Source organism: Tenacibaculum pelagium (assembly GCF_014062345.1).
In the GTDB taxonomy this organism is placed as follows: domain Bacteria; phylum Bacteroidota; class Bacteroidia; order Flavobacteriales; family Flavobacteriaceae; genus Polaribacter; species Polaribacter pelagius.
The window spans coordinates 36772-59874 of record NZ_JACGLS010000001.1; the positions used below are offsets into that span (position 1 = coordinate 36772).

The 23103-nt window shown below is 31.2% G+C and carries 16 protein-coding genes; 7 read left to right on the plus strand and 9 right to left on the minus strand.

Annotated features, from left to right (window positions below; all coding sequences use genetic code 11):
- Positions 1-102: 102 nt before the first annotated feature.
- A complete protein-coding gene (locus H3Z83_RS12910; protein ID WP_246337422.1) occupies positions 103-3576 on the minus strand; it encodes a fibronectin type III domain-containing protein in 3474 nt (1157 codons plus the stop codon).
- 152 nt (positions 3577-3728) lie between these two features.
- Positions 3729-6572 carry an endonuclease gene (locus tag H3Z83_RS00165; protein ID WP_182123457.1) on the minus strand — a complete coding sequence of 948 codons (2844 nt, stop codon included), beginning with the start codon at positions 6570-6572 and terminating at the stop codon, positions 3729-3731.
- Positions 6573-6743: 171 nt separating this feature from the next.
- Here H3Z83_RS00165 and pheT point away from each other — a divergent pair, with 171 nt between their 5' ends.
- Genes pheT through H3Z83_RS00190 form a run of 5 tightly spaced genes read left to right on the plus strand, consistent with a single transcriptional unit; the run spans position 6744 to position 11814 of the window.
- Positions 6744-9170 (plus strand): phenylalanine--tRNA ligase subunit beta, encoded by a 2427-nt coding sequence (gene pheT, locus H3Z83_RS00170; protein ID WP_182123458.1) that lies wholly within the window; start codon positions 6744-6746, stop codon positions 9168-9170.
- 46 nt (positions 9171-9216) lie between these two features.
- The gene (locus H3Z83_RS00175; RefSeq protein WP_182123459.1) at positions 9217-10251 is read left to right on the plus strand and encodes a quinone-dependent dihydroorotate dehydrogenase; all 1035 of its coding nucleotides are present in this window, start codon (positions 9217-9219) and stop codon (positions 10249-10251) included.
- Between the two features lie 8 nt (positions 10252-10259).
- A complete protein-coding gene (locus tag H3Z83_RS00180) occupies positions 10260-10736 on the plus strand; it encodes a hypothetical protein (protein ID WP_182123460.1) in 477 nt (158 codons plus the stop codon).
- A complete protein-coding gene (locus tag H3Z83_RS00185; protein WP_182123461.1) occupies positions 10737-11351 on the plus strand; it encodes a LysE family translocator in 615 nt (204 codons plus the stop codon).
- A 28-nt stretch (positions 11352-11379) separates the two neighbouring features.
- Positions 11380-11814 (plus strand): LysM peptidoglycan-binding domain-containing protein, encoded by a 435-nt coding sequence (locus tag H3Z83_RS00190; protein WP_182123462.1) that lies wholly within the window; start codon positions 11380-11382, stop codon positions 11812-11814.
- On the opposite strand, the gene H3Z83_RS00195 is transcribed toward H3Z83_RS00190, so the two are convergent.
- Both H3Z83_RS00195 and H3Z83_RS00200 read right to left on the minus strand, forming a co-directional pair.
- Positions 11815-12342, minus strand: coding sequence for a YfiT family bacillithiol transferase (locus H3Z83_RS00195; protein WP_182123463.1), 528 nt, complete (start codon positions 12340-12342; stop codon positions 11815-11817).
- A 2-nt stretch (positions 12343-12344) separates the two neighbouring features.
- A complete protein-coding gene (locus tag H3Z83_RS00200) occupies positions 12345-13028 on the minus strand; it encodes a tetratricopeptide repeat protein (protein WP_182123464.1) in 684 nt (227 codons plus the stop codon).
- A 223-nt stretch (positions 13029-13251) separates the two neighbouring features.
- On the opposite strand from H3Z83_RS00200, the gene lon reads away from it, so the two are divergent.
- Positions 13252-15708: an endopeptidase La gene (lon, locus tag H3Z83_RS00205; RefSeq protein ID WP_182123465.1), complete on the plus strand. Its 2457-nt coding sequence runs from the start codon at positions 13252-13254 to the stop codon at positions 15706-15708.
- 57 nt (positions 15709-15765) lie between these two features.
- Here lon and H3Z83_RS00210 read toward each other — a convergent pair whose 3' ends face one another.
- Both H3Z83_RS00210 and H3Z83_RS00215 read right to left on the minus strand, forming a co-directional pair.
- A complete protein-coding gene (locus H3Z83_RS00210) occupies positions 15766-15927 on the minus strand; it encodes a hypothetical protein (protein WP_182123466.1) in 162 nt (53 codons plus the stop codon).
- A 53-nt stretch (positions 15928-15980) separates the two neighbouring features.
- A complete protein-coding gene (locus tag H3Z83_RS00215) occupies positions 15981-16154 on the minus strand; it encodes a hypothetical protein (protein WP_182123467.1) in 174 nt (57 codons plus the stop codon).
- Between the two features lie 279 nt (positions 16155-16433).
- Here H3Z83_RS00215 and H3Z83_RS00220 point away from each other — a divergent pair, with 279 nt between their 5' ends.
- Positions 16434-16622 (plus strand): hypothetical protein, encoded by a 189-nt coding sequence (locus tag H3Z83_RS00220; protein WP_182123468.1) that lies wholly within the window; start codon positions 16434-16436, stop codon positions 16620-16622.
- A 24-nt stretch (positions 16623-16646) separates the two neighbouring features.
- On the opposite strand, the gene H3Z83_RS00225 is transcribed toward H3Z83_RS00220, so the two are convergent.
- The 3 genes from H3Z83_RS00225 to H3Z83_RS00235 all read right to left on the minus strand — a co-directional run bounded on the left by H3Z83_RS00225 (position 16647) and on the right by H3Z83_RS00235 (position 23055).
- Positions 16647-18248: a helix-turn-helix domain-containing protein gene (locus H3Z83_RS00225; protein WP_182123469.1), complete on the minus strand. Its 1602-nt coding sequence runs from the start codon at positions 18246-18248 to the stop codon at positions 16647-16649.
- Between the two features lie 302 nt (positions 18249-18550).
- Positions 18551-20782 (minus strand): M1 family metallopeptidase, encoded by a 2232-nt coding sequence (locus tag H3Z83_RS00230; protein WP_182123470.1) that lies wholly within the window; start codon positions 20780-20782, stop codon positions 18551-18553.
- Positions 20783-20943: 161 nt separating this feature from the next.
- Positions 20944-23055 carry a M1 family metallopeptidase gene (locus H3Z83_RS00235; protein ID WP_182123471.1) on the minus strand — a complete coding sequence of 704 codons (2112 nt, stop codon included), beginning with the start codon at positions 23053-23055 and terminating at the stop codon, positions 20944-20946.
- Positions 23056-23103 lie beyond the last annotated feature (48 nt).

The following is a 23103-nucleotide window of genomic DNA, read 5'->3' on the forward strand; positions in this document are numbered from 1 at the left end:
AAATTTTAAAAGATAAAGTTACCAATTAAAAATCTTTATATAATCAAAAAAGACAGTCAAATTATATTGACTGTCTTTTTATTTGATAAATGGATAAAGAAATTACTTTTTAATAAATTTCTGAACCATCTTTTCTTCACCATCATTAATTTCTAATAAATAGATTCCAGTGTTAAGGTTGTTAACGTTGATATAATCATTAGTTAAATAACCTCTAGTAATAACTTTCCCTAACATAGAAGTGATTGTATAAGTTACATTTTCTGCCTCAGAATCATTCAATTGAATATTTAAAATATCGCCTGCGACAGGGTTAGGGTATGCTTTAAAGTCAGTTTCAAATAATTCTAATCCAGAATCGAAATAACGTACATGAGTAGTTTTATTACTTGCAACAGTATTTCTAGCAACAGAATTACCTGTTTTACCAGTAATAGTTACTTGATCTATAAAAATTTGATCCGCATTAGCCGAAGCATCATTTTGGAAACGGAATTGCGCATTATTAACAAAATTATAATCAGCTTTATTTAAAGTTACAGTAGCTACATAGAAACTTGTATTTTCGAAATCAGTTCCGCTTACATAAGTTTCAACTGTCTGCCATGAGTTTCCGTCATAATAGCGTAACCAGAAATCTTCTCCGGTTTCCATACTATAAGAATAAAAGTAAAACTCTACTTCTACAGTATCGTAAGAAGATAAATCATATGGTTGCGAAGTCATAGATGAACTCACACCTGAATTATCTCTAATACGAATTGAATAGTTTCCTTCATAAGAAAGAGAACCTGAGTAACGGTGACAATCATTTCCTCCATCAGTCCAATTATCCCATCCACTTTCAAAATATGAAGTTGATAAAATAGTACTAGTATTTGTTGGAGCGGAAGTTGTGGTAACACCAATAGTATTACTTGCAGCAGAAACATTTCCAGCTTCGTCTTTTGCTTTAAGAGAGAATGTATAATTAGTCGCAGCAGTTAACCCAGTAACATTATAGTTAGTAGAAGTAACCGTAGCAATTACAGTATTTCCTTGGTATACATCATATCCAGTAACAGCAACATTATCTGTCGAAGCACTCCAAGCTAAATCAGCCGTAGTTTGTGTTACATTCGAAACCGCTAAGCTAGCCGGAGCAGTTGGAGCTTCAGTATCAGGAGCAGTAGTTGTAGTTACTCCAATAGTATTACTTGTAGCAGAAACATTTCCAGCTTCATCTTTTGCTTTAACAGAGAAAGTATAGTTTGTAGCAGCAGTTAATCCAGTAACATTATAATTCGTAGCAGTAACAGTAGCAATTACAGTACTTCCTTGATATACATCATATCCAGTAACAGCAACATTATCAGTAGAAGCAGTCCAAGCTAAATCAGCCGTAGTTTGCGTTACATTCGAAACAGTTAAACTAGTTGGAGCAGTTGGAGCTTCAGTATCAGGAGCAGTAGTTGTAGTAACACCGATAGTATTACTTGCAGCAGAAACATTTCCAGCTTCGTCTTTTGCCTTTACAGAGAATGTATAATTAGTAGCAGCAGTTAATCCAGTAACATTATAATTCGTAGAAGTAACCGTAGCAATTACAGTATTTCCTTGATATACATCATATCCTGTAACAGCAACATTATCAGTAGAAGCAGTCCATGCTAAATCAGCAGTGGTTTGCGTTACATTCGAAACTGCTAAACTAGTTGGAGCAGTTGGCGCTTCAGTATCTGGAGCAGCCAAAGTAGTAATGAATACTTTATTACTTAAAGCTGAAATATTTCCAGCAGCATCAATTGCTTTAATTGAATAATTATAAGCTGTTTCAACATCTAAACCAGTTACGTTATGACTAGTTGTAGTAACTGTTGTTACTTTTACATCATTTTGATAGACCTCATAACCAGTAACTCCCACGTTATCGGTTGAAGCTGTCCAAGCTAAATCTACACTTGTTTGCGTAAGGTTAGAACTAATTAAATTACTTGGTGCTGTTGGAGCCTCAGTATCAGAGTTTCCTCCATCAACAGAATGCGTACCTAAACCAGAAAAAGTATCTTTTGAAAGAACATCCCATTCAGCAGCTAAATAAGTAGTGTTTGGAGCTGTTATTGATGATTTTCTTTGTAACGTTTTATCTTGAGCAAATGCAGTACTACTATTAGGGTCACCAATAACATCAACTAAAGTACTTCCTTTGAAAATAGCGACAGCATCATTACCGTTGAATGACATTACGCTACTTGTCGTGTTTAAATTTGCTTTATTTTTTAATTCTGTTGAAGCGCTATTATTAACAATTACATAAACATCACCATGATTTAATGTACCTGTTAAAGCTAAAGTGCTTGACCAAGAACCACCACCATTCGTTGCTTTTTGAATTGAGTAGTCAGCTAAGTTAACAGGTGTTCCTGTAAAGTTTGCGATTTCAATAGCTTTGTTATAAGAAGAACCTTCAACATATTCAGAAATTAATAAGTCAGAAGTATTTCCTCCAGATCCACCAGGAAGTGTAGTTATATTAACACTATTGCTAGATTGTGATATATTACCTGCAAGATCGTAAGCTTTTACCGAAAAAGTATAAGAAGTACCTGCTGTTAAATTTGTCACTGAAAAGTTAGTATTTGAAGTGTTGCCTATTTGAGTACTACCATTAAAAATACTATAACGATATACAGCAACATTGTCTGTAGCTGCTGTCCAGTTTAAGTCAACAGTAGTTTGAGTTGTATTAGAAGCTATTAAATCAGTTGGAGTTGTAGGTGCTTCAGTATCCGATGAACCATTACCATTACCAAATAAGTTTTCCGCTTGTGGCCCTCCCCAAATTTGAGTAGCAAAAGCAGGGTTATCAACAAAAGGATTACGGTTTCCTTGCATTTGTTCTAATACAGGGTTACGCTGTTTTTCTATATCAGAAATTGGATCCTCAGCATTCCATTGTAAAAATAAATCAATCATGTTAATATCTGTTGGAACTGTATTACCAACACCAACACCAGTTGGTAAAGATTGATTTCCGTAACGTAAATACATATACATCATCATACGTGCAACATCACCTTTCCATTCATCACCAGGATACCAATATCCTTCAGGTGTAATATATGAAGGAGTACCGCTACCAGCAGCAAATTTTCTATTGCTTCGAGAAGAATTTCTTTGAGCATCACAAGGACGTAGGTTGTGTGCATCAGCACCAGGACCAGTGGTTCCTAAATTTGGATTTGCTAATGATTTTGAATATACATGTTCGCGATTCCATACTCCAGAACCACTTCCATGGTTGTCTTTTCCACGAGTACGATCGTTTGTTATATCACTATCTGAATCATCCCATCCATAAATTAAAACAACATTAGCACTGTTGTTAGGATCAATATCAGTTTGTTTTAAGGCATTCCATACATCTGGAGTATATGTTAATATTGATGTGTGAGAACCTATAATTTTAACAGCAAGTTCATCTTTTAATGCTGAACCTGTTAGGTTCATATTTACATCATTATAGTATGTAGGAATTTGCTGTGAAAAAATTGATAGTGAAGCTATCAATAAAATAAAGGGTAGTAGTTTTTTCATAAAAAAAGGGTTAAATTTTATAAAATCGTTGCAAAATAAGATTTTATGTAGTTGTATGTGTCGTGTTAGTCAGTAAGTTATCAACAAATTGAATCTCATAAGTAAGCCTCATTATGAGATAATGAGGCTTTGGGATTAAAGAAAAGTAAATTTTACTTTTTAATAAACTTTTTAGTAAATGAACGTTGACCATCAGTAACTTCAAGAATATAAATTCCGTTAGTTAAATTAGAAACATTGATGTTTGCATGATCAACTTTACCTGATGCTATTTTCTGACCGATAGTGTTCGTTATATTAAAATAAGCTTCTCTATCGTCAGCCATTTGAATTTTTATAAAATTGGCAGTTGGGTTAGGAAAGATGTTAGCACTAAATACTGGCGCTTCATTTCCTAATTTACCGTTTATAACTACTGAGCTACTATTGTTACTTCTTGAACTTGCACCTATGTTAACTGAATAATCTTCAACTTCTCCATAAGAAAACGTTTCACAAGCAGTTGGAGCTCCATTCCACTTCATAGAAACACGCATTCTAGTTTTTCCTGATAAAGCGGAAGAAGGAACAGAGAATGTATAAGATAAGTTTCCTGAGCTTGATGATGACCCGCTAACAACTTCTTCGTTACTATCAAAAGTTCCGTTTTTGTTAAAGTCAATCCAAACTCTCCAGTTTTCTGTATAAGATGAACCAGAGAAACCAGCGCTTACAATAATAGTGTTATTTCCATAAGAAAGGTTACCTGTTTGAGTAGTGAAATCACCATAACCACCATTTGCAGATGTGCTATTTGAAATTCCACCTATAACAACATTATCAATATATTCATAACTAGAGTTATTTCCTTTAGAAGAACAATAAGTTACAACTACAGATTTTGTAGTTACTCCAACAGTATTGCTAGAAGTAGAAATGTTATTAGCAGCATCTTTCGCCTTAACAGAGAAAGTATAGTTTGTTGAAGCAGTTAAACCTGTTACTGAATAACTTGTTGAAGTAACTGTTGCTATTTTTGTGCTACCATTAAATACATCATATCCTGTAACAGCAACATTATCAGTAGCAGCAGTCCACGCTAAATTAGCCGAAGTTTGTGTTACGTTTGAAACAGCTAAGTTTGTAGGTGCACTTGGAGCTGTAGTATCTGCATTAGATTTTGTAGTAATTCCTAAAGTATTACTAGCTGAAGAAATGTTTCCTGCAGCATCTTTAGCTTTTACTGAAAAAGTATAATTAGTTGCAGCTGTTAACCCTGTTACTGAATAACTTGTTGAAGTAACAGTTGCTATTTTTGTATTACCATTAAATAGATCATATCCTGTTACAGCAACATTGTCAGTAGCAGCAGTCCATGCTAAATCAACAGAAGTTTGTGTTACGTTTGATCCAGCTAAGTTTGTTGGAGCAGTAGGAGCTTGAGTATCTGGAGTAGATCCATCAATAACATGACTTCCTAAACCACTAAATGTATCTTTAGAAAGCACATTCCATTCAGAAGTTGTGTATGACGAATTAGGCGATTTAACAGAAGACTTTCTTTGTAAAGTTTTGTCTTGTGCAAATGTTGAAGAACTATTTGGGTTTCCAATTAAATCGATAAGAGTACTACCTTTAAATAATCCAATTGCATCATTACCATTAAATGAAGTAACGCTAGTTTCAGTTTTTTGAGCTTTATTTTTTATAGTAGTTGAAGCACTACTATTAGCAACAACATAAGTTTTCCCATTTTCTAAAGAACCACTTAAAGTTAATGTGTTAGACCATCCACCTCCGTTAGAAGCTTTTTTTAATGAATATCCTGATAAATTAATTGTACCTCCTGTAAAGTTAGCAATCTCTAAAGCTTTGTTATTTGAAGAACCTTCTACATATTCAGAAATTAATAAATCTGTAGCTGTACCTGAAGTAGGAGCAGCAGTGGTAGTTACATTAACAGTATTACTAGAAGTAGATATATTATTAGCAGCATCTTTAGCTTTTACTGAAAATGTATAAGCAGTAGAAGCTGTTAATCCAGTTACAGAATAAGAAGTTGCGTTAATCGTAGTTATTTTATTAGCTCCGTTATAAACATCATAACCAGTTACTCCTGTGTTATCTGTAGAAGCAGACCAGTTTAAGTTTACTGAGTTTTCAGTAATGCTTGAAGCAACTAAGTTTGTTGGTGCAGTTGGTGCTTGCGTATCGTTGTTACCGCCACCACCATTACCAAATAAATCTTCAGCCTGAGGACCTCCCCAAATTTGAGTAGCAAATGCAGGGTTGTCAATAAAAGGATTACGGTTACCTTGTATACCTTGCAAAATAGGGTTACGTTGTTTTTCAAAATCAGAAACAGGGTCTTCTGCATTCCATTGCAATAACAAATCAATCATATTACTGTCAGAAGAGTTTGCTGTTCCGATAGTAACATTACTAGGCAAACATTGGTTACCATAACGTAAATATACATACATCATCATACGAGCAACATCTCCTTTCCACTCATCTCCAGGGTACCATCCTCCGTTAGAATCTCCTGCATTTCCAGAACCAGCAGCAAATTTTTTACTACTTCTTTGTCCGTTAAAAGAAATGTCTGCAGGTCTAAGATGATGCACATCGGCACCAGGACCCGAAGTTCCTAAATTAGGATTCCCTAATGATTTAGGATATACATGTTCTCTATTCCATTGAGTGCCGGCAGTACCACCACTTGCATCTTTGCTACGAGTTCTATCAGTTACATAGTTACCATCAGAATCACTATAACCGTAAATTAAAATAACTTTAGAGTTGTCAGTAGGGTCAAGGTCTGACTGCTTTAAAGCATCCCATACACCAGGAGTGTATGATAAATTAGTAGCATGCGTACTAATAATTTTTGTAGCTAAAGCATCTTTTAAAGCTGTACTTGTTTGATTTAAATTTACATCGTTATAATAAGATGGAATTTGAGAAAATACTGATAAAGAAGTTATCAGTAATACGAAGGGTAAAAGTTTTTTCATATAAATGAAAGTTGTGTTATGTGAAAATTAAAGGGACTGCAAAAAAACAAAAATAGAAACCAAGTAATGTTATCAAATCGTTAACAGTCAGTAAACTAAACGCTATTAAAAGAGAATGCGTTTTTTTCCTTTATTTTCCGTAAATTTGCGGGCTAAAATTAGAGATTGATTATGAAGATATCATACAATTGGTTACGACAATTTTTACAAACCGACTGGGAAGCTGAAAAAACAGGTGAATTATTGACAGACTTAGGTCTTGAAGTAGAAGGAATTGAGAAGGTAGAAAGTATTAAAGGTAGTTTAAATGGCGTAGTTGTAGGTGAGGTAAAAACATGCGAAAAACACCCTAATGCAGATAAGTTAAAAGTAACTACTGTCGATTTAGGTGATGGAAATCCTGTACAAATTGTTTGTGGAGCACCAAATGTTGATGCTGGACAAAAAGTACCAGTTGCTACTGTAGGTACTTTATTGTATGATGAGAAAGGTGAGAGCTTTAAAATTAAAAAAGGAAAGATAAGAGGAGAGGAGAGTCATGGAATGATTTGTGCCGAAGACGAATTAGGTTTAGGTAAAGGTCATGACGGTATTATGGTTTTAGACGAAAGTTTAACTCCTGGTACTCCTTGTTCTGAGGTTTTTAATATCGAGACTGATTATGTTTTCGAAATCGGATTAACACCTAACCGTGCAGACGGTATGAGTCATTTCGGTGTGGCTCGTGATTTACGTGCTGGATTAATTCAACAAGGAACAAATATCGAATTAATTTCTCCTTCTGTTTCTGATTTTCATGTTGACGAGCGTACTTTAAAGATTGATATTGAAGTTGAAAACAAAGATTTAGTTCCGCGTTATTGTGGAATTACAATGACTGATGTTGAAGTTAAAGACTCTCCAGAATGGATTCAAAATAGATTAAAAGCTATTGGTATTGCTCCTAAAAACAATATTGTAGATATAACAAATTATGTTTTACATGAATTAGGGCAACCATTACACGCTTTTGACGCTGCAAAAATTAGAGGAGGAAGAGTAGTTGTAAAAACTTTAGATGAGGGAACAAAATTTACAACTTTAGATGAACTAGAAAGAGAGTTATCATCAGAAGATATTATGATTTGTGATGCAGATAACAACCCATTATGTATTGGTGGTGTATTCGGAGGAATTAAATCTGGAGTTACTGAACATACCACAACTATTTTCTTAGAAAGTGCCTATTTTAACCCAGTATCGGTTCGTAAAACAGCAAAGCGTCATGCATTAAATACAGATGCATCTTTCCGTTTTGAAAGAGGTATTGATGTTAACTTAACAAAGTATGCTTTAAAAAGAGCAGCTTTATTAATTGAAGAATATGCAGGAGGTAAAATGTCTTCAGATGTTTTAGATTTCTATCCTGAGAAAATTGAAGATTTCGAAGTGTTTTTATCTTTTGAAAACGCATATAAGTTGATTGGTCAAGAGATTCCGCAAGAAACAATCAAAAAGATTTTAGCCTCTTTAGATATTAAAATTAATAGTGTTACTGAAGCTGGTTTAGGGTTGGTAGTACCATCTTATAGAGTAGATGTGCAGCGTGAAGCTGATATTATTGAAGAAATTTTAAGGGTTTACGGATATAATAATATCGAGTTTTCTCATAAGTTAAATACTTCTATTTCTTTTGATAGTGATAAAGAAGTTAAGATTGAAAACATTGTTGCAAATCAGTTAACAGCTTTAGGTTTCAACGAAACGATGGCAAATTCGTTAACAAAAGCTGACTATATTGAGTTATCAGAGAATTTAAGCCCTGAACATAATGTAGAGATGTTAAATCCTTTAAGTAATGATTTAAAGGTAATGCGTCAATCATTATTGTTTAGTGGATTAGAATCTGTTTCATATAATATTAATCGTAAGAATAATGCGCTTAAGTTTTATGAATTTGGTAAGACCTATCATAAATACGAAAGCGGTTACCAAGAAGATAAGCATTTAACCTTATTTGTTACTGGTAATAAAACACAAGATAGTTGGAATACAGAAACTCAAACTTCTGACTTCTTTTATTTAAAAGGGATAATAACAGCAATGTTAAGCCGTTTAGGATTGAATAGCTTAAAAACTACTCCTGTAAAATCTGATATTTTCTCAGAAGGAGTTTCATTAAGTTTAGGAAAAACGAAGCTAGTTGAATTCGGAGTGGTAAAAAGAGCTATTTTAAAAGGATTCTCAATTAAACAAGAAGTTTTATTTGCAGATTTTAATTGGGATAGCATTTTAAAGTTAGTAGGTAACAAGAAAATGAAAGTGACCGCTTTACCTAAATTCCCTGCTGTAAAACGTGATTTAGCTCTATTGTTAGATAACAAAGTTGAATTTAAAGAGATCTACAATTTAGCTTTTCAATCAGAAAGAAAGTTATTAAAAGAAGTAGATTTGTTTGATGTTTACGAAGGTGATAAACTACCAGAAGGTAAAAAATCATATGCTGTAAGTTTTGTTATTCAAGATGAAAACAAAACGTTGGCAGACAAACAAATTGATAAAATAATGCAAAAGCTACAGCAATCGTTCGAAAAGAATTTAAACGCTGTTTTAAGATAATTCAGAAGCTCCAATAATATTGGGGCTTTTTTTATATTTGATAATTATGTACAAACTAATCATTCGTCCAATCTTCTTTCTTTTCGATCCAGAGAAGATTCACCATTTTACTTTTTCATTGGTAAAGTTTTTATCTAAAATTCCTTTTGTTCCATCAATTTTTAGAGGAATGTATCAGGTAAATGATAAAAAACTAGAACGTAATTTATTAGGATTGACTTTTAAAAACCCTGTAGGTTTAGCAGCAGGTTTTGATAAGAACGCAGTGTTATATAATGAATTAGCTAACTTCGGATTTGGTTTTGTAGAAATAGGAACTGTTACTCCTAAAGGACAAGTAGGGAATCCTAAGAAGCGATTGTTCCGTTTAAAAGATGATAAAGGAATCATTAACCGAATGGGTTTTAATAATGAAGGCTTAAATACTGCGATAGAGCAATTAAAAAAGAATAAAGGCAAGATAATTATTGGGGGTAATATTGGTAAAAACACCAATACAGCCCCTGAAAATTACACTGAAGATTATGTGGAATGCTTTAAAGGTTTACATCCGTATGTAGATTATTTTGTGCTGAATGTAAGTTGCCCGAATGTTGGTAGTCACGCAAAGTTAGATGATGTTGAGTATTTAAAAGAATTAATTACTGAAGTTCAGCAGTTAAATAATAAGGAAAGTAAGCAAAAACCAATATTATTAAAAATTGCTCCAGATTTAAACAATCAACAGTTGGATGAAATTATTGATTTGGTTGCTGAAACTAAAATAGATGGAGTAATAGCTTCGAATACATCAGTAAACAGAGAAGGTCTTAAAGCATCTGAAGAGCGTTTAAAAGAGATAGGTAATGGAGGTTTAAGTGGTCAACCAGTTAAAGACAGAAGTACACGAGTTATTAAATACTTAGCAGATAATTCTAACAAAGCATTTCCGATAATTGGAGTAGGAGGTATACATTCTGAAAAAGATGCTTTAGATAAGCTAAATGCTGGAGCAGATTTAGTTCAGATTTATACAGGTTTTATTTATGAAGGTCCAAGCTTGATAAAAAGAATCAATAAGGCTATTTTAGCTGAAAACTAGAAAGAGTTATGAAAGCTTATATATTATTTGTCTTTTTATTTATTGTATCAATTACTTTTTCCCAGAAAGTAGATAGAAATGGAATTGTATATACTAACCCTAAAAGTTTATTTAATGAATTAAACGGTCAATGGAAAGTTGTTAGTATGAGTGTTGAAAATTTTGAAGTTGATTGCGAAAAATTTGAAGAATCTTTTTTAAATCAATTGAAAAAAAATAAAATAGATAGTTTAAGTCTAAGGGAGAAGTTAAAATTATCCTGTAGAAATATGAATAAACAAATTATTAGTATTTCAAAAGAATCAATGGTGCAAGGAAGAGATACTTTACATGTAAAGAGAGATAATAATTTAAAAAGAAATACTTTAATAACTAAAACTGAGAATAAAGAGTTTGAATTAAAGATAGAAATAATAGATGATAATTATTTCAAATTAATTTCAGCCAAAAAAATGTGGTTAAAGCTTAAAATAATTAATGACTAAATGCTAGAAACCCTTATTTCTTTTGTATTAGCAACTGCAACCTTAGCTTTTTCACCAGGACCGGATAATATTTTTGTACTAACACAAAGTATTGTAAATGGAAGAAAGTATGGATTAGCAACTGTTACTGGTTTAATGACGGGTTGTATTATTCACACCACTTTAGTGGCTTTTGGAGTTTCAGAAGTTATAAAGCAGAATCCAAATTTGTTTTTCGTTATTAAACTATTTGGTGCTGCTTATTTATTGTATTTAGCATATCAAGTATACAAGAGTGATTCTAAAATTGCATTTTCAACCGATAATGTAGAGAAAAAGTCCACATTAGAGTTATTTAAAAAAGGCTTTTGGATGAATGTCTTAAATCCGAAAGTAACTATTTTCTTTTTAGCTTTTTTTCCTCAATTTTTATTTTCAGACACGATTTCTACAGTAATACAGTTTTATGTTTTAGGAGGTTTATTTATTTTAACTTCTTTTATAATTTTTTCAACAATAGCAGTTTTAGCCGGAACTATCTCAGAATCAATAAAGAAGAATGAAAAGATAGGTGTGTTCTTAAAGTGGGCTCAAATAATTGTTTTTATAGGTATAGCAATTTTAATATTATTATAATTTATATTTGGACAACCAAGCTTATACTATGAAAAAAATTGTATTTATTTTTTTGCTATTTAATAGCGTGTTCATCTTTTCTCAAAAACTAAAATTACCTAAAGGATGGAATCTAATTTCTTTAAAAGGAAAACCAGCTTATATTAATTTAGTTACAGGTAAAGTTACTAGAGAATTCCCTAAAAAAGTAAAAGAGAATCTTGACTTTATTATTGAAGAAGAGGATGATGACGATGAAATCTTTGATCCAACAATTACACATAAAATAAAAAAAGGAGAAACAGTTGAATCGATAGCTCAAAAATATGATTTAACCACTGATGACTTATTTCAATTAAATAATTCAAAAGTAATTAAAGAACTAGTAGTTGGTAAAGATATTATTATTGGATATGCTCATAATATGGAAGAGAAGAAAGCTTTTTTAAAAGGTGATATTAGTGTACTTAAACACGAACATTAATTACCAGCCTTTTCTTTTTAAAAGGTTTTCTATATGCGCATAATGATGGTTGCAATGCCATGCATAAATACCAATGTTTTCTTTTAAACCAACATCTTCAAATCCATCTGGATGAATGAAGTTTTTGTTTAAATCATCTACGGTTAAGCCTTTTAAAAAATATACCCATTTAGCATGTAAGGCTTTTAATGAATTTAGTGATAGTTCAATAGGAGCAGACTTAGAATCAAATAATTCAGCCCATCGATCTTCATAATATGCTTTAATTACAGGTTTATCTTCTGTTAATGCCCATTTAAAACGAGTATATGAATTATGATGGCTATCGGCACAATGATGTACAACCTGTCGTATAGTCCAACCACCATCTCTATATGGAGTATCTAATTGTTTTTCAGATAAATTGTTAACTAAAAGCTCTAATCGATTTGGAAAATCCTCTAAAATGGTTATCCATTCAGATATATCTTTAGTTGAAATTTTTTCAGGAATTGTTGGTTTCCCAATCGGATATTTTAATTCGTACATTATTAGTCGTTTTCTTTTTTAGTTAACTTTTTTAATGCTCTTTTAGAACTTCTATTTTCAGGGTTTATACTCAACGACTTTTTGTAATATGCGATAGCATTAACAGTATCTTTCATTTTTAAGTAAGCATCACCCGTACTGTCATATGTGTTAGAACTTTTTGGGTATAATTCAATATTAATTTTAAAAACATTTATAGCTTCTTCAAATCTATCTTTTGATAAATAACGATAACCTAATCTATTTAAGTTTCGTTCTCTAATTACTGGATTTAAACTATCTTTTGCTTTAATGTTTTTGTATCCATTTAAAGCAGCTTCAAAATTGTTAGCAGCTAAATATTCACTTGGGGTTTTTTCACCTTGTTTTAATTTATTGAAAACATATTTTTTTCCTTCATGCTCACGTTTTTCAGCAAGTTTTATATAGTTTTCAGAAGTGTTAAAAACTAGTTTTTCATTTAATTCACGAGCGTAAAATGTACTATCGTTAATTTTTAAAGGCTCTAGGTTTTGTTTTCTCCAGTTTAGTAATAGCTTGCCTTCATCAAATTTTATTTCTATTACTTCATCAGCATTAAAAAAATAGCGTCCAGAGGCTTTTTGTATAAAGTCTTCAGAGTTTTTCTTTGAGGTACAACTTGTAATTAATAACAGAATTGAGATAAAGAATAGTTTAGTTTTCATTGTTAGTTAGCTTTTTGTAAAAATATAATAATATGACGACTGAACGAATAAATAGTTACAAGTAAATTGTAAAGTTTTACTTGGCATAAGAATTGACTTATATATGTGGATAAAAAGATGTTCTATTTATACATCTCTGTTTATCAAATATTTACAGATTTAAGAGTGGTTTTTCTATTTAATTATAAAATGGAGAAATGTCACTATGACAGATACATAAGATATGAGTAAATCAAAAATAATACATTTAGACAATTTGTCGCTTCAAGATGCTTTTAATGAGAATTCAGAGTTAATTCCATTATTAACACCAGAGGATGAAGAAAATATGAATAAGGAAGAGATTCCTTCAGAATTATCAATTTTACCTTTAAGAAATACGGTGTTATTTCCAGGTGTTGTAATTCCTATTACAGCAGGTAGAGATAAATCGATTCAGTTAATAAAAGATGCGAATAAAGGAGATAAGGTAATTGGAGTTGTTTCTCAAAAAAATAGTGAAATTGAAGATCCTGGTTTAGATGATATTCATAAAACAGGTGTAGTTGCACAAATTTTAAGAGTTTTAAAAATGCCTGATGGTAACACAACGGTTATTATTCAAGGTAAAAAGCGTTTTGAAATAAATGAAATCACACAAGAAAATCCTTATTTAAAGGCTAATGTTCAAGAAGCTGTTGATGATAGAGATATTGATAATAAAAAAGAATTTGATGCAATTATCGAATCTATTAAAGAGCTAGCATTAGAGGTTATTAAAGAAAACCCAATGCTACCTTCTGAGGCTTCTTTTGCTATTAAAAACATACAATCTAGTTCTTTCTTGGTGAATTTTATTTCATCAAATATGGAGTTAAGTGTAGCGCAAAAACAAGTTTTATTAGAAAAAGACAATTTAAAGGAACGTGCACTTTTAACTTTAAAAAACTTAGATAAAGAGCTTCAAAAATTACAACTTCGTAATGATATTCAATCGAAAACAAGATCTGATTTAGATCAACAACAGCGTGAGTATTATTTAAATCAGCAACTAAAAACTATTCAAGATGAATTAGGTGGAGTTTCTCATGATCAAGAGTTAGATGAGATGAGAAAAAAATCTAAATCAAAAAAATGGAATAAGAATGTAGCAGAAACATTTGAAAAGGAGATAAATCGTTTAAAGCGTATGAATCCTCAAATGGCTGAATATGGTGTGCAACGTAATTATTTAGAGTTAATGTTAGAATTACCTTGGGGAGAATATTCTGAGGATAAATTCGACTTGAAAAAGGCTCAAAAAATATTAGACAGAGATCATTTCGGACTTGAAAAAGTAAAGGAACGTATTATAGAACATTTAGCTGTTTTAAAATTACGTGGTGATATGAAATCTCCAATTATCTGTTTATATGGACCTCCAGGAGTAGGTAAAACTTCATTAGGAAAGTCGGTTGCGGAAGCATTAGGGCGTAAATATGTACGTATGTCGTTAGGTGGTTTACGTGATGAAGCTGAAATTAGAGGACATCGTAAAACGTATATTGGTGCAATGCCAGGGCGTTTAATTCAGAACATTAAAAAATCAGGAACGTCAAATCCTGTATTTGTTTTAGATGAGATTGATAAGTTAAGTCAAAGTCATCAAGGAGACCCTTCTTCAGCAATGCTAGAAGTATTAGACCCTGAGCAAAATACAGAGTTCTATGATAATTATTTAGAAGTTGGTTACGACCTTTCTAAAGTATTGTTTATAGCTACTGCAAATAATTTAGGACAAATTCCTTGGGCACTTCGTGATCGTATGGAACTTATAAATGTTACTGGTTATACAATAGAAGAGAAAGTTGAAATTGCTAAGAAATATTTATTTCCAAAGCAATTAAAAGAACATGGACTTACCACAGAACATTTAACTGTTGCTAAAAAGCAAATAGAAAAAATTGTTGAAGGTTATACTCGTGAATCTGGAGTTCGTGGTTTAGAAAAGCAAGTGGCTAAGGTTGTTCGTTTTGCAGCGAAGTCGATTGCGATGGAAGAGGAATACAATATCGTTTTAACAAATGAAGATATTGAAGCCATTTTAGGACCTGCACGTTTAGAGCGTGACAAGTATGAGAATAATGATGTGGCTGGTGTTGTTACAGGTTTAGCTTGGACAAGTGTTGGAGGAGATATTTTATTTATAGAATCTATCTTGTCGAAAGGAAAAGGTGCACTTTCTATAACTGGTAACTTAGGTAAGGTGATGAAAGAATCATCTACTATAGCAATGAAGTATATTAAATCTAATGCTGAAGAATTTGGAATTAATCCGGAAGTAATAGAAAATTATGATGTTCATATTCACGTACCAGAAGGAGCTACGCCAAAAGATGGACCTAGTGCAGGTATTACCATGTTAACGTCGTTAGTATCGGTATTTACACAACGTAAGGTTAAGAATAAATTAGCCATGACTGGAGAGATCACTTTAAGAGGTAAAGTATTACCAGTTGGAGGAATTAAAGAAAAAATATTAGCTGCAAAACGAGCTAATATCAAAGAAATCATTTTATGTGATGAAAACAGAAAAGATATTCTTGAGATTAAAGAAAGTTATTTAAAAGGAATGAAATTTCATTATGTAACTGAAATGAGTGAAGTAATTGATATAGCACTTACTAAACAAAAAGTTAAGAATGCTAAGAAATTAATTTAATTGATAAAAATACTACTAACTAATTTTAAAATTAGTTAGTAGTATTTTTAATAGATTTTATCTTTCGTCTGGTCTATCATCTATTTCAGCTTCGCACCAGCAACCTAGCCAATTACATCTTAATACAGTTCCTCTTGGACATTGTATTTGTCCTCCATTAATAGTTTTTTGTTCAGCTTTATTTAAAACTTCACCTAAGTTTGTTATTGTTTTTAACATAATTTCATGTTTTTAGTTTTCCTTACTCTATTTTATACTTTTCAGGTTCCGTATTATCTAATATCTTCTCCTGGTAGTGCAATTGCTTGACACCAACAAGATCTCATAGGAGGTAAACCGATACATACGTACCTAGTACCGTCAGGACATTTTATTATTCCTCCATTAATAGTTCTTTGTTCAGTTTTATTTAAAACTTTACCTAGATTTGAAATAGATTTTAACATTATATTTTTTTTAGTTTCCTTACTCTATTTTATGCTTTTCAGGTTACGCATTATTTAAGTTAACTCATTTACAAATATTGATAGTTTAACGAGATAAAAGAAGTAGATATAGGTGTAATTTATAAAAAAAGGATACATAATTTAAAAATTATGACCTTTAAAAGCATCTTTAACTTGTTGTTTTTTAAGGCTTTGTGTTTTTGTTTAGTGATGAGGGATATAAAGTTGAGTAATCATTTATTAAATAATATAACTTTACCTAAACAAAACAAATACATTATGAAACTATTATCGATTGATACTTTAAAGGCTTATATGTTAACAAGAGAAGAACAATACAATGTTAAAGCTGAAGGCCCAAGTTTAACAAAAGGTGGGCCTGATACAGATGGAGAAGAGAATTGTTTTAATTTACCGTCGGGATCTACATACATTAATAAAAAGGGTGAACCTGTTACATGTTTGTAATCTGTAATAAATAATTAGATATAACTATGATTCCTTATCAATTTTTTCTATAAATTGGTAAGGAGTTATCCCTGTATAATTTTTAAAAATTCGAGTAAACGATTTAGCATTTTTATAGCCTCCAATTTCTCCAATTGCTTGCGTAGTATATGCTCTAACTTTTTTGTCATTACTCATTGTATTTACAATATAATTTATCCGCAACTCATTAGTGTACTCACTAAAACTCATTTTTTTATATTCTCTTATAACCTTTGATAGATAAGTAGTGTTAGTTCCTATCTTTTTAGCGGCATTGTATAAATTAAATTCTTCTTTTAAAAAATATAATTTTTCTTCAATTTTTAATAATCCATTAATGATTTGTTGATGTTGTTCATCTTTTATATTTAAGTTTTTAGAAGATGAAAAGTTTTTATCTTTTACCTTTTCTTTTTTAGAAACCTTTAATAGTAATTCACTCAATCTTTTTTTTGCCTCTTTTTTTTCTTTAATATTTTTAACAATTAAATAAATACTAACCAATAAGATTAGTATTAAACCAATAATAATTGCAGTATAATAATAATTTTTTTTGATAATGCTTTTTGTTAATGTATCAATCTTCTTATTATAATTATTTTCAGCATCTAGTTTAACGGCTCCTATAATTTGTTTATTCTCTTTTATTGAAGCTAGATTAAGTAGTTTATGATAACGATTTGAATAATAACTAGCAGAATCATTATTTTTTTGTTTCAAATATATTTGAAACAAATATTTATGGGTGTTTACGTATTTAGAATCTAAAAGGGTGTCCTTTTTTATTTGAAATACAGAAAAAAAACTTTTCTTAGCTTTTTCAAGATTATTAGCCATATAGTAGTTATAACCGTTATTAAAATGACTCTTGTATAAAAAAGAAAATGAGTTGTTTTTTTTAAAAAGTTTTATACTTTTTTCTAGAAAATGATTAGCTTTTGAATATTCTTTTTTTAAAGTATAAATAGTTCCTAAATTATAATTTATTCTTGCGTATCTATAAGAACTAAGCTTATAATATTTATTTTTGAGTAATGAGTTGTAATGAAATAAAGCTGAATCTGCATATTCATTATTAGTTATACTATCTCTATATAATGTAGTGTATATTGCTCCTAAATTTAATCTGGTCTTATATTTTCTAAGTTGGTATTTGTCAGCTAAAGCATCTTTATTATTCTCTATAAGTTTAAGAGTGTTTTTAGCTTCATTCAAGGCTTTACTAAGTTCTTCCATGTTTTGGTAGATTAGTGCAACATTACCTTTTATTTTAATAATTCGTTCAATATCATTTGCAGATCTGGCATAATTTTCAGCTTTTATATAGTTCTCTAAAGCAGGTTTTATAAGTCCTCTTCTTTTATTGGTATTCCCTAGTAATATATGTATATCAAAAAGTATTGTATAGTTCTTTTTTGTTTTTAATACCTTAGGAAGGTATTTATTAATACTATCTTTATAAAATTGAATATCAACAGCTTGTTTTTCTCTAGTTTTTAAATACTCAATAGCTGCATAAGCAAAAGTTTTATATGAAACATTATCAGTACTTAACATTTCATTCATGTAATATAAAGAGCTGTCAATTCCTATTGTTCTATTCAAATAGAACTTCTCTTTAATTTTATCTAATTGTTCTTGATTGTACTTATTATGTGATTGAGAGTAGCTTACAGTAAGTGAAAAAAAAAGATAAAAGATAAAAAAGCAATGCTTACTCATAATTTCTGAAGGATCAATAGTTAGTTAATACTGCAAAATAAAAAAAAACTTACAGTGTTTATATTATTAATTGTTTAATGATAATTTATTTGAGTTTATACTTAATAGTTTAAGTGATGTTATTTGTATAAAAAAACCGCAGCTAATTAGCTGCGGTTTTTTTATACAAACGATGATAAATATTCTTATCCTTTTACTTTATTTTTAAACTTATCAAACTTGTTAGCTGTTTTCTTAGGCCAGCTATTGTTTGAAGTATCAATATCAGCAGTTTCTAAATCAGGATCTACTACAATGCTTTTGATTTCTTGATCAGATGAAAATACTCTATATGCTTTCGCATCATTTTTCATCCAAATTTGAGCTGGGAAAGTTTCACGCTTCTTAGTTCCATCTGCATAGGTTAGCTCTACTATAATAGGCATTGGTAAACCTCCTGGTTTTTCAAACTCTACTTGATACATATATTTAGGTAACTTTTTTAAGTTTGCCTTTTTTTCAGCAGATAACCCGTTGATATAAGTTTCAACTTCTGTAGCATCTGCATCTTCTTTATTAGTTGTTAAGAAAACTAATTTTCCTAAACGAGCAAAGTAAGAAGGGTATTGTTCTTGTAATTTCTTAGTTCTTTCGTTTGGTTTATTAGTTAAAAATAAAGGTTTAACTTCTTTAATTCCAATATCAGAATAGTCAGTAGTATAGAACCATCCTCTCCAGAACCAATCTAAATCCATTCCAGAAGCATCTTCCATTGTTCTAAAGAAATCTGCTGGGGTAGGGTGTTTAAACATCCATCTTTTAGAGTATGTTCTAAAAGCATAATCAAATAATTCTGGCCCCATAATAGTTTGGCGCAACATGTATAAACCAGCTGCTGGTTTTGTATATGCATTAGGTCCAAAGTTTTTAACATAGTCACCTTGAGACATGATAGGAGATAAACGTTTTTGATCTAAGCTCATATAACGAACAATATCTTTAGGTAAGTTTCCAGTATTAAACTTAGGGTCGTAATCTAATTCAGCTAAAATTTCAACAAAAGAGTTTAAACCTTCATCCATCCAAGTCCATTGACGCTCATCAGAATTTACAATCATTGGGAAGAAGTTGTGACCAACCTCATGCGTAATTACTCCAATCATTCCATTTTTAACTCTATCTGAATATGTTCCATCAGGATTTGGACGACCATAGTTAAAACAAATCATAGGATATTCCATTCCTTGATTCTTTGCGTGTACAGAAATAGCTTTAGAATACGGATAGTCAAAAGTCATTTTAGAATACTCTTCTAAAGTATTTGCAACTACTCTTGTTGAATGCTCTTCCCATAAAGGATTTCCTTCTTTAGGATATAATGAAACAGCCATAACGTCTTTACCGTTAATATTTACTGCCATTGCATCCCAAATATATTTTCTTGATGAAGCAAATGCGTAATCACGTACGTTATTTGCCTTGAAATGCCAAGTCTTTGTTTTTGTAGAACGACCTTTTTCAGCTTTTTCTGCTTCTTCTTGCGTTACAATAAAAACTGGATCTTTATATGATTTTCTAGCTTTTGCCCAACGCTTACGTTGTTCTTTAGTTAATACTTCTTTCTCGTTTTGTAATTCACCAGAAGCATCTACAATATGATCTGCAGGAACTGTTAATTTAACATCGTAATCACCAAATTCTAAAGCCCATTCACTACGACCCCAAAATTGCATGTTTTGCCATCCTTCTACGTTGTTATAAACAGCTAAACGAGGAAAAAATTGAGCGATAGTATAGTTTTTGTTTCCGTCAGGAAATAACTCAAAACCAGAACGACCACCATCTTTAACAGAATTGTTTATTAAATAGTTCCATTTAATACTGAATTTGAAAACCTCACCAGGAGCTAATGCTTTTGGTAAGTTAATACGCATCATAGTTCTATTAATAGTATAAGGTAAATCTCTACCATCAGCATATTTTACAGCTTCTATTTTAAAACCAAAATCTTTTGCTTTCCCCATATTATCGTTAACAAACTTTTCAGGAGTTTGAAAACCACTTGCACCTTTAGATTCCGCCAAAGGAGTTTTAGAATCTGGAGCACGCATATTTTGATCTAACTGCACCCATAAATATTCTAAATTATCTTTAGAGTTATTATGATAAGTAATAGCCTCATCACCATATAATTTATTATTAGCTTCATCTAAACGTAAATCCATTACATAATCAACCTTCTGTTGAGTATACTGATGACCAGGAGCACCAGAGGCAGTTCTTTGATCATTAGGTGTTGGTAATACGTCTTTTAATTGACGAAATTTGTTTTGGTCTATATGACCTTTTTGAGGTTCTTTTTCTTTTTTAGTTTCTTGAGCAAATAAAGATGCCGAAACGAAAAGAGCTGATAACAATAGCGAAGAGTATTTTCTCATTTCTATTTTTGATTGAGTTAAAAAAATAAGCGGGAAGTTACTGATTTTTGATTGGTATAAAAGGAATTTTGTTAAAACTTTAACAGACCTTTAACTTTGTAGTGACTTCAATAAAAAAAGGCGATATAATTAATTATATCGCCTTTTTAAATTTATGGTTTCTAGCTTTTTATTTTATTCTTAAACTTATCAAACTTATTCATAGTTTTCTTTGGCCAACTATTATTTGTAGTATCAACATCAGCAGTTTCCAAATCAGGATCTATAGTAATACTTTTTAGTTCTTTATCTGATGAAAAAACTTTACTAATTTCTTTATCATTTAATCTCCAAATTTCAGCAGGGTATGTTTTTTTCTCTTTTGTTCCGTCTTTATATGTAAATTCAACTATAATAGGCATTACTAATCCACCAGGTTTGTTGTAAGTTATTTCATAATGATACTTATTTTGTTTTTTTGAAAACCCTAAACCAGCAGAAGTATCTTCATTAAAATTAACAGAACCATCGTTGTTTTTAGAAGTATAAAACTTTTTAACTCCTTTAATTCCAATATCAGTTACATCAGTTGTATAAAACCAACCTCTCCAGAACCAATCTAAATCCATTGCAGAAGCATCTTCCATTGTTCTAAAGAAATCTGCAGGAGTAGGGTGTTTAAACTTCCATCTTTTTGCATAGGTTTTAAAAGCATGGTCGAATAACTCGTGCCCCATAATGGTTTCTCTTAATATCCATAAGGCAGTTGCAGGTTTACCATAAGCATTGTTTCCAAACTCATATACATGATCTCCTTTAGACATGATAGGTGCGATTTTAGATTGATCACCAGCCATGTATTTTACAATGTTTTTAGGGTAACCTCTAGTGATAGGGAAGTTCTTGTCATAATCTAACTCTGCTAACATTTCCATGTAAGAGTTTAAGCCTTCATCCATCCAAGTCCATTGTCTTTCATCAGAATTTACAATCATAGGGAAGAAGTTGTGTCCAACTTCATGAATGGTAACTTTAATCATTCTATATTTGGTTCTATCAGAATACGTTCCGTCTGGATTTGGTCTTCCAGGATTGAAACAAATTTGTGGGTATTCCATTCCCATTTGTCCATCAACAGATATTGCTTTGTGATAAGGATAGTCAAATGTATATCTAGAATATGTTTTTAATGTTTGTGCAACGGCTCTAGTAGAGTGCTCACCATAAAGCGGATTAGCTTCTTTAGAATATAAAGATTCTGCCATTACAGTTTTACCATTTATATCAACCGCCATAGCATCGAAAATAAATTTACGTGAAGTAGCAAACGCGTAATCTCTAACATTTTTAGCTTTAAATTTCCAAGTTTTAGTTTTGTTAGAACGACCTTGTTCAATTTTTGTAGCCTCTTCTTGAGTTCTTACAATAACAGGATTATCAAAGGTTTTCCTCGCTTTTTCAAAACGTTTTAATTCTGTTTTAGAAAAAACTTCTTTTCTGTTTTGTAGTACTCCTGTTGCACCTAACATGTGATCAGCAGGAACAGTAATATTTACATCAAAATCTCCAAATTCTAGAGCAAATTCACTACGTCCCCAAAATTGATCGTTTTGCCAACCTTCTACATTATCATAAACACACATTCTTGGGTAGAACTGTGCAATAACGTAATTGTTATTTCCGTCTTTTTCAAAATGCTCAAAACCTGATCTTCCTCCTTGAGTTCTATGATTATTGATGTTATACCACCAAGAGATATTAAATTTAAACGTTTCTCCAGATGCTAATGGTTTCGTTAAATTAATACGCATCATAGTTTGATTGATCGTATGTGATAAATTACTTCCATCTGTATTTGTTACACTTGTAATTTTAAATCCACCATCGAAAGGCTTTTCAGGAAAAGCTCTATCAAATCTTCTTTTACTTAGCTTTTTTCGAACTTTACCAGAACTGATATCTGGTGTTTTAGAATCAGCAGCACGCATATTTTGATCTAACTGAACCCATAAATATGGTAATTCATCTACCGAATTATTATGATAGGTTATTGTTTCGTTACCAGTAATTCGTTGTTTATCATCGTTTAAAACAATATCCATCGTATAATCAACCTTCTGTTGTGTGTACTCTTTTCCTGGAGCACCAGAAGCTGTATGTTGATTGTTAGGAGTCGGTAACTCTTGTTTTAATTGTCTAAACTTATTCTTATTGGTATGTCCTTGTTTTGTTTGTGCAACTAAAGCGGTTGTAACAAATAAAAAAGCAAGTACAAACGAAGTTATTTTCTTCATGAGTTTGTTGTTTGTTTAATTGTGGTTGAATTTAATAATTAGTAAAAG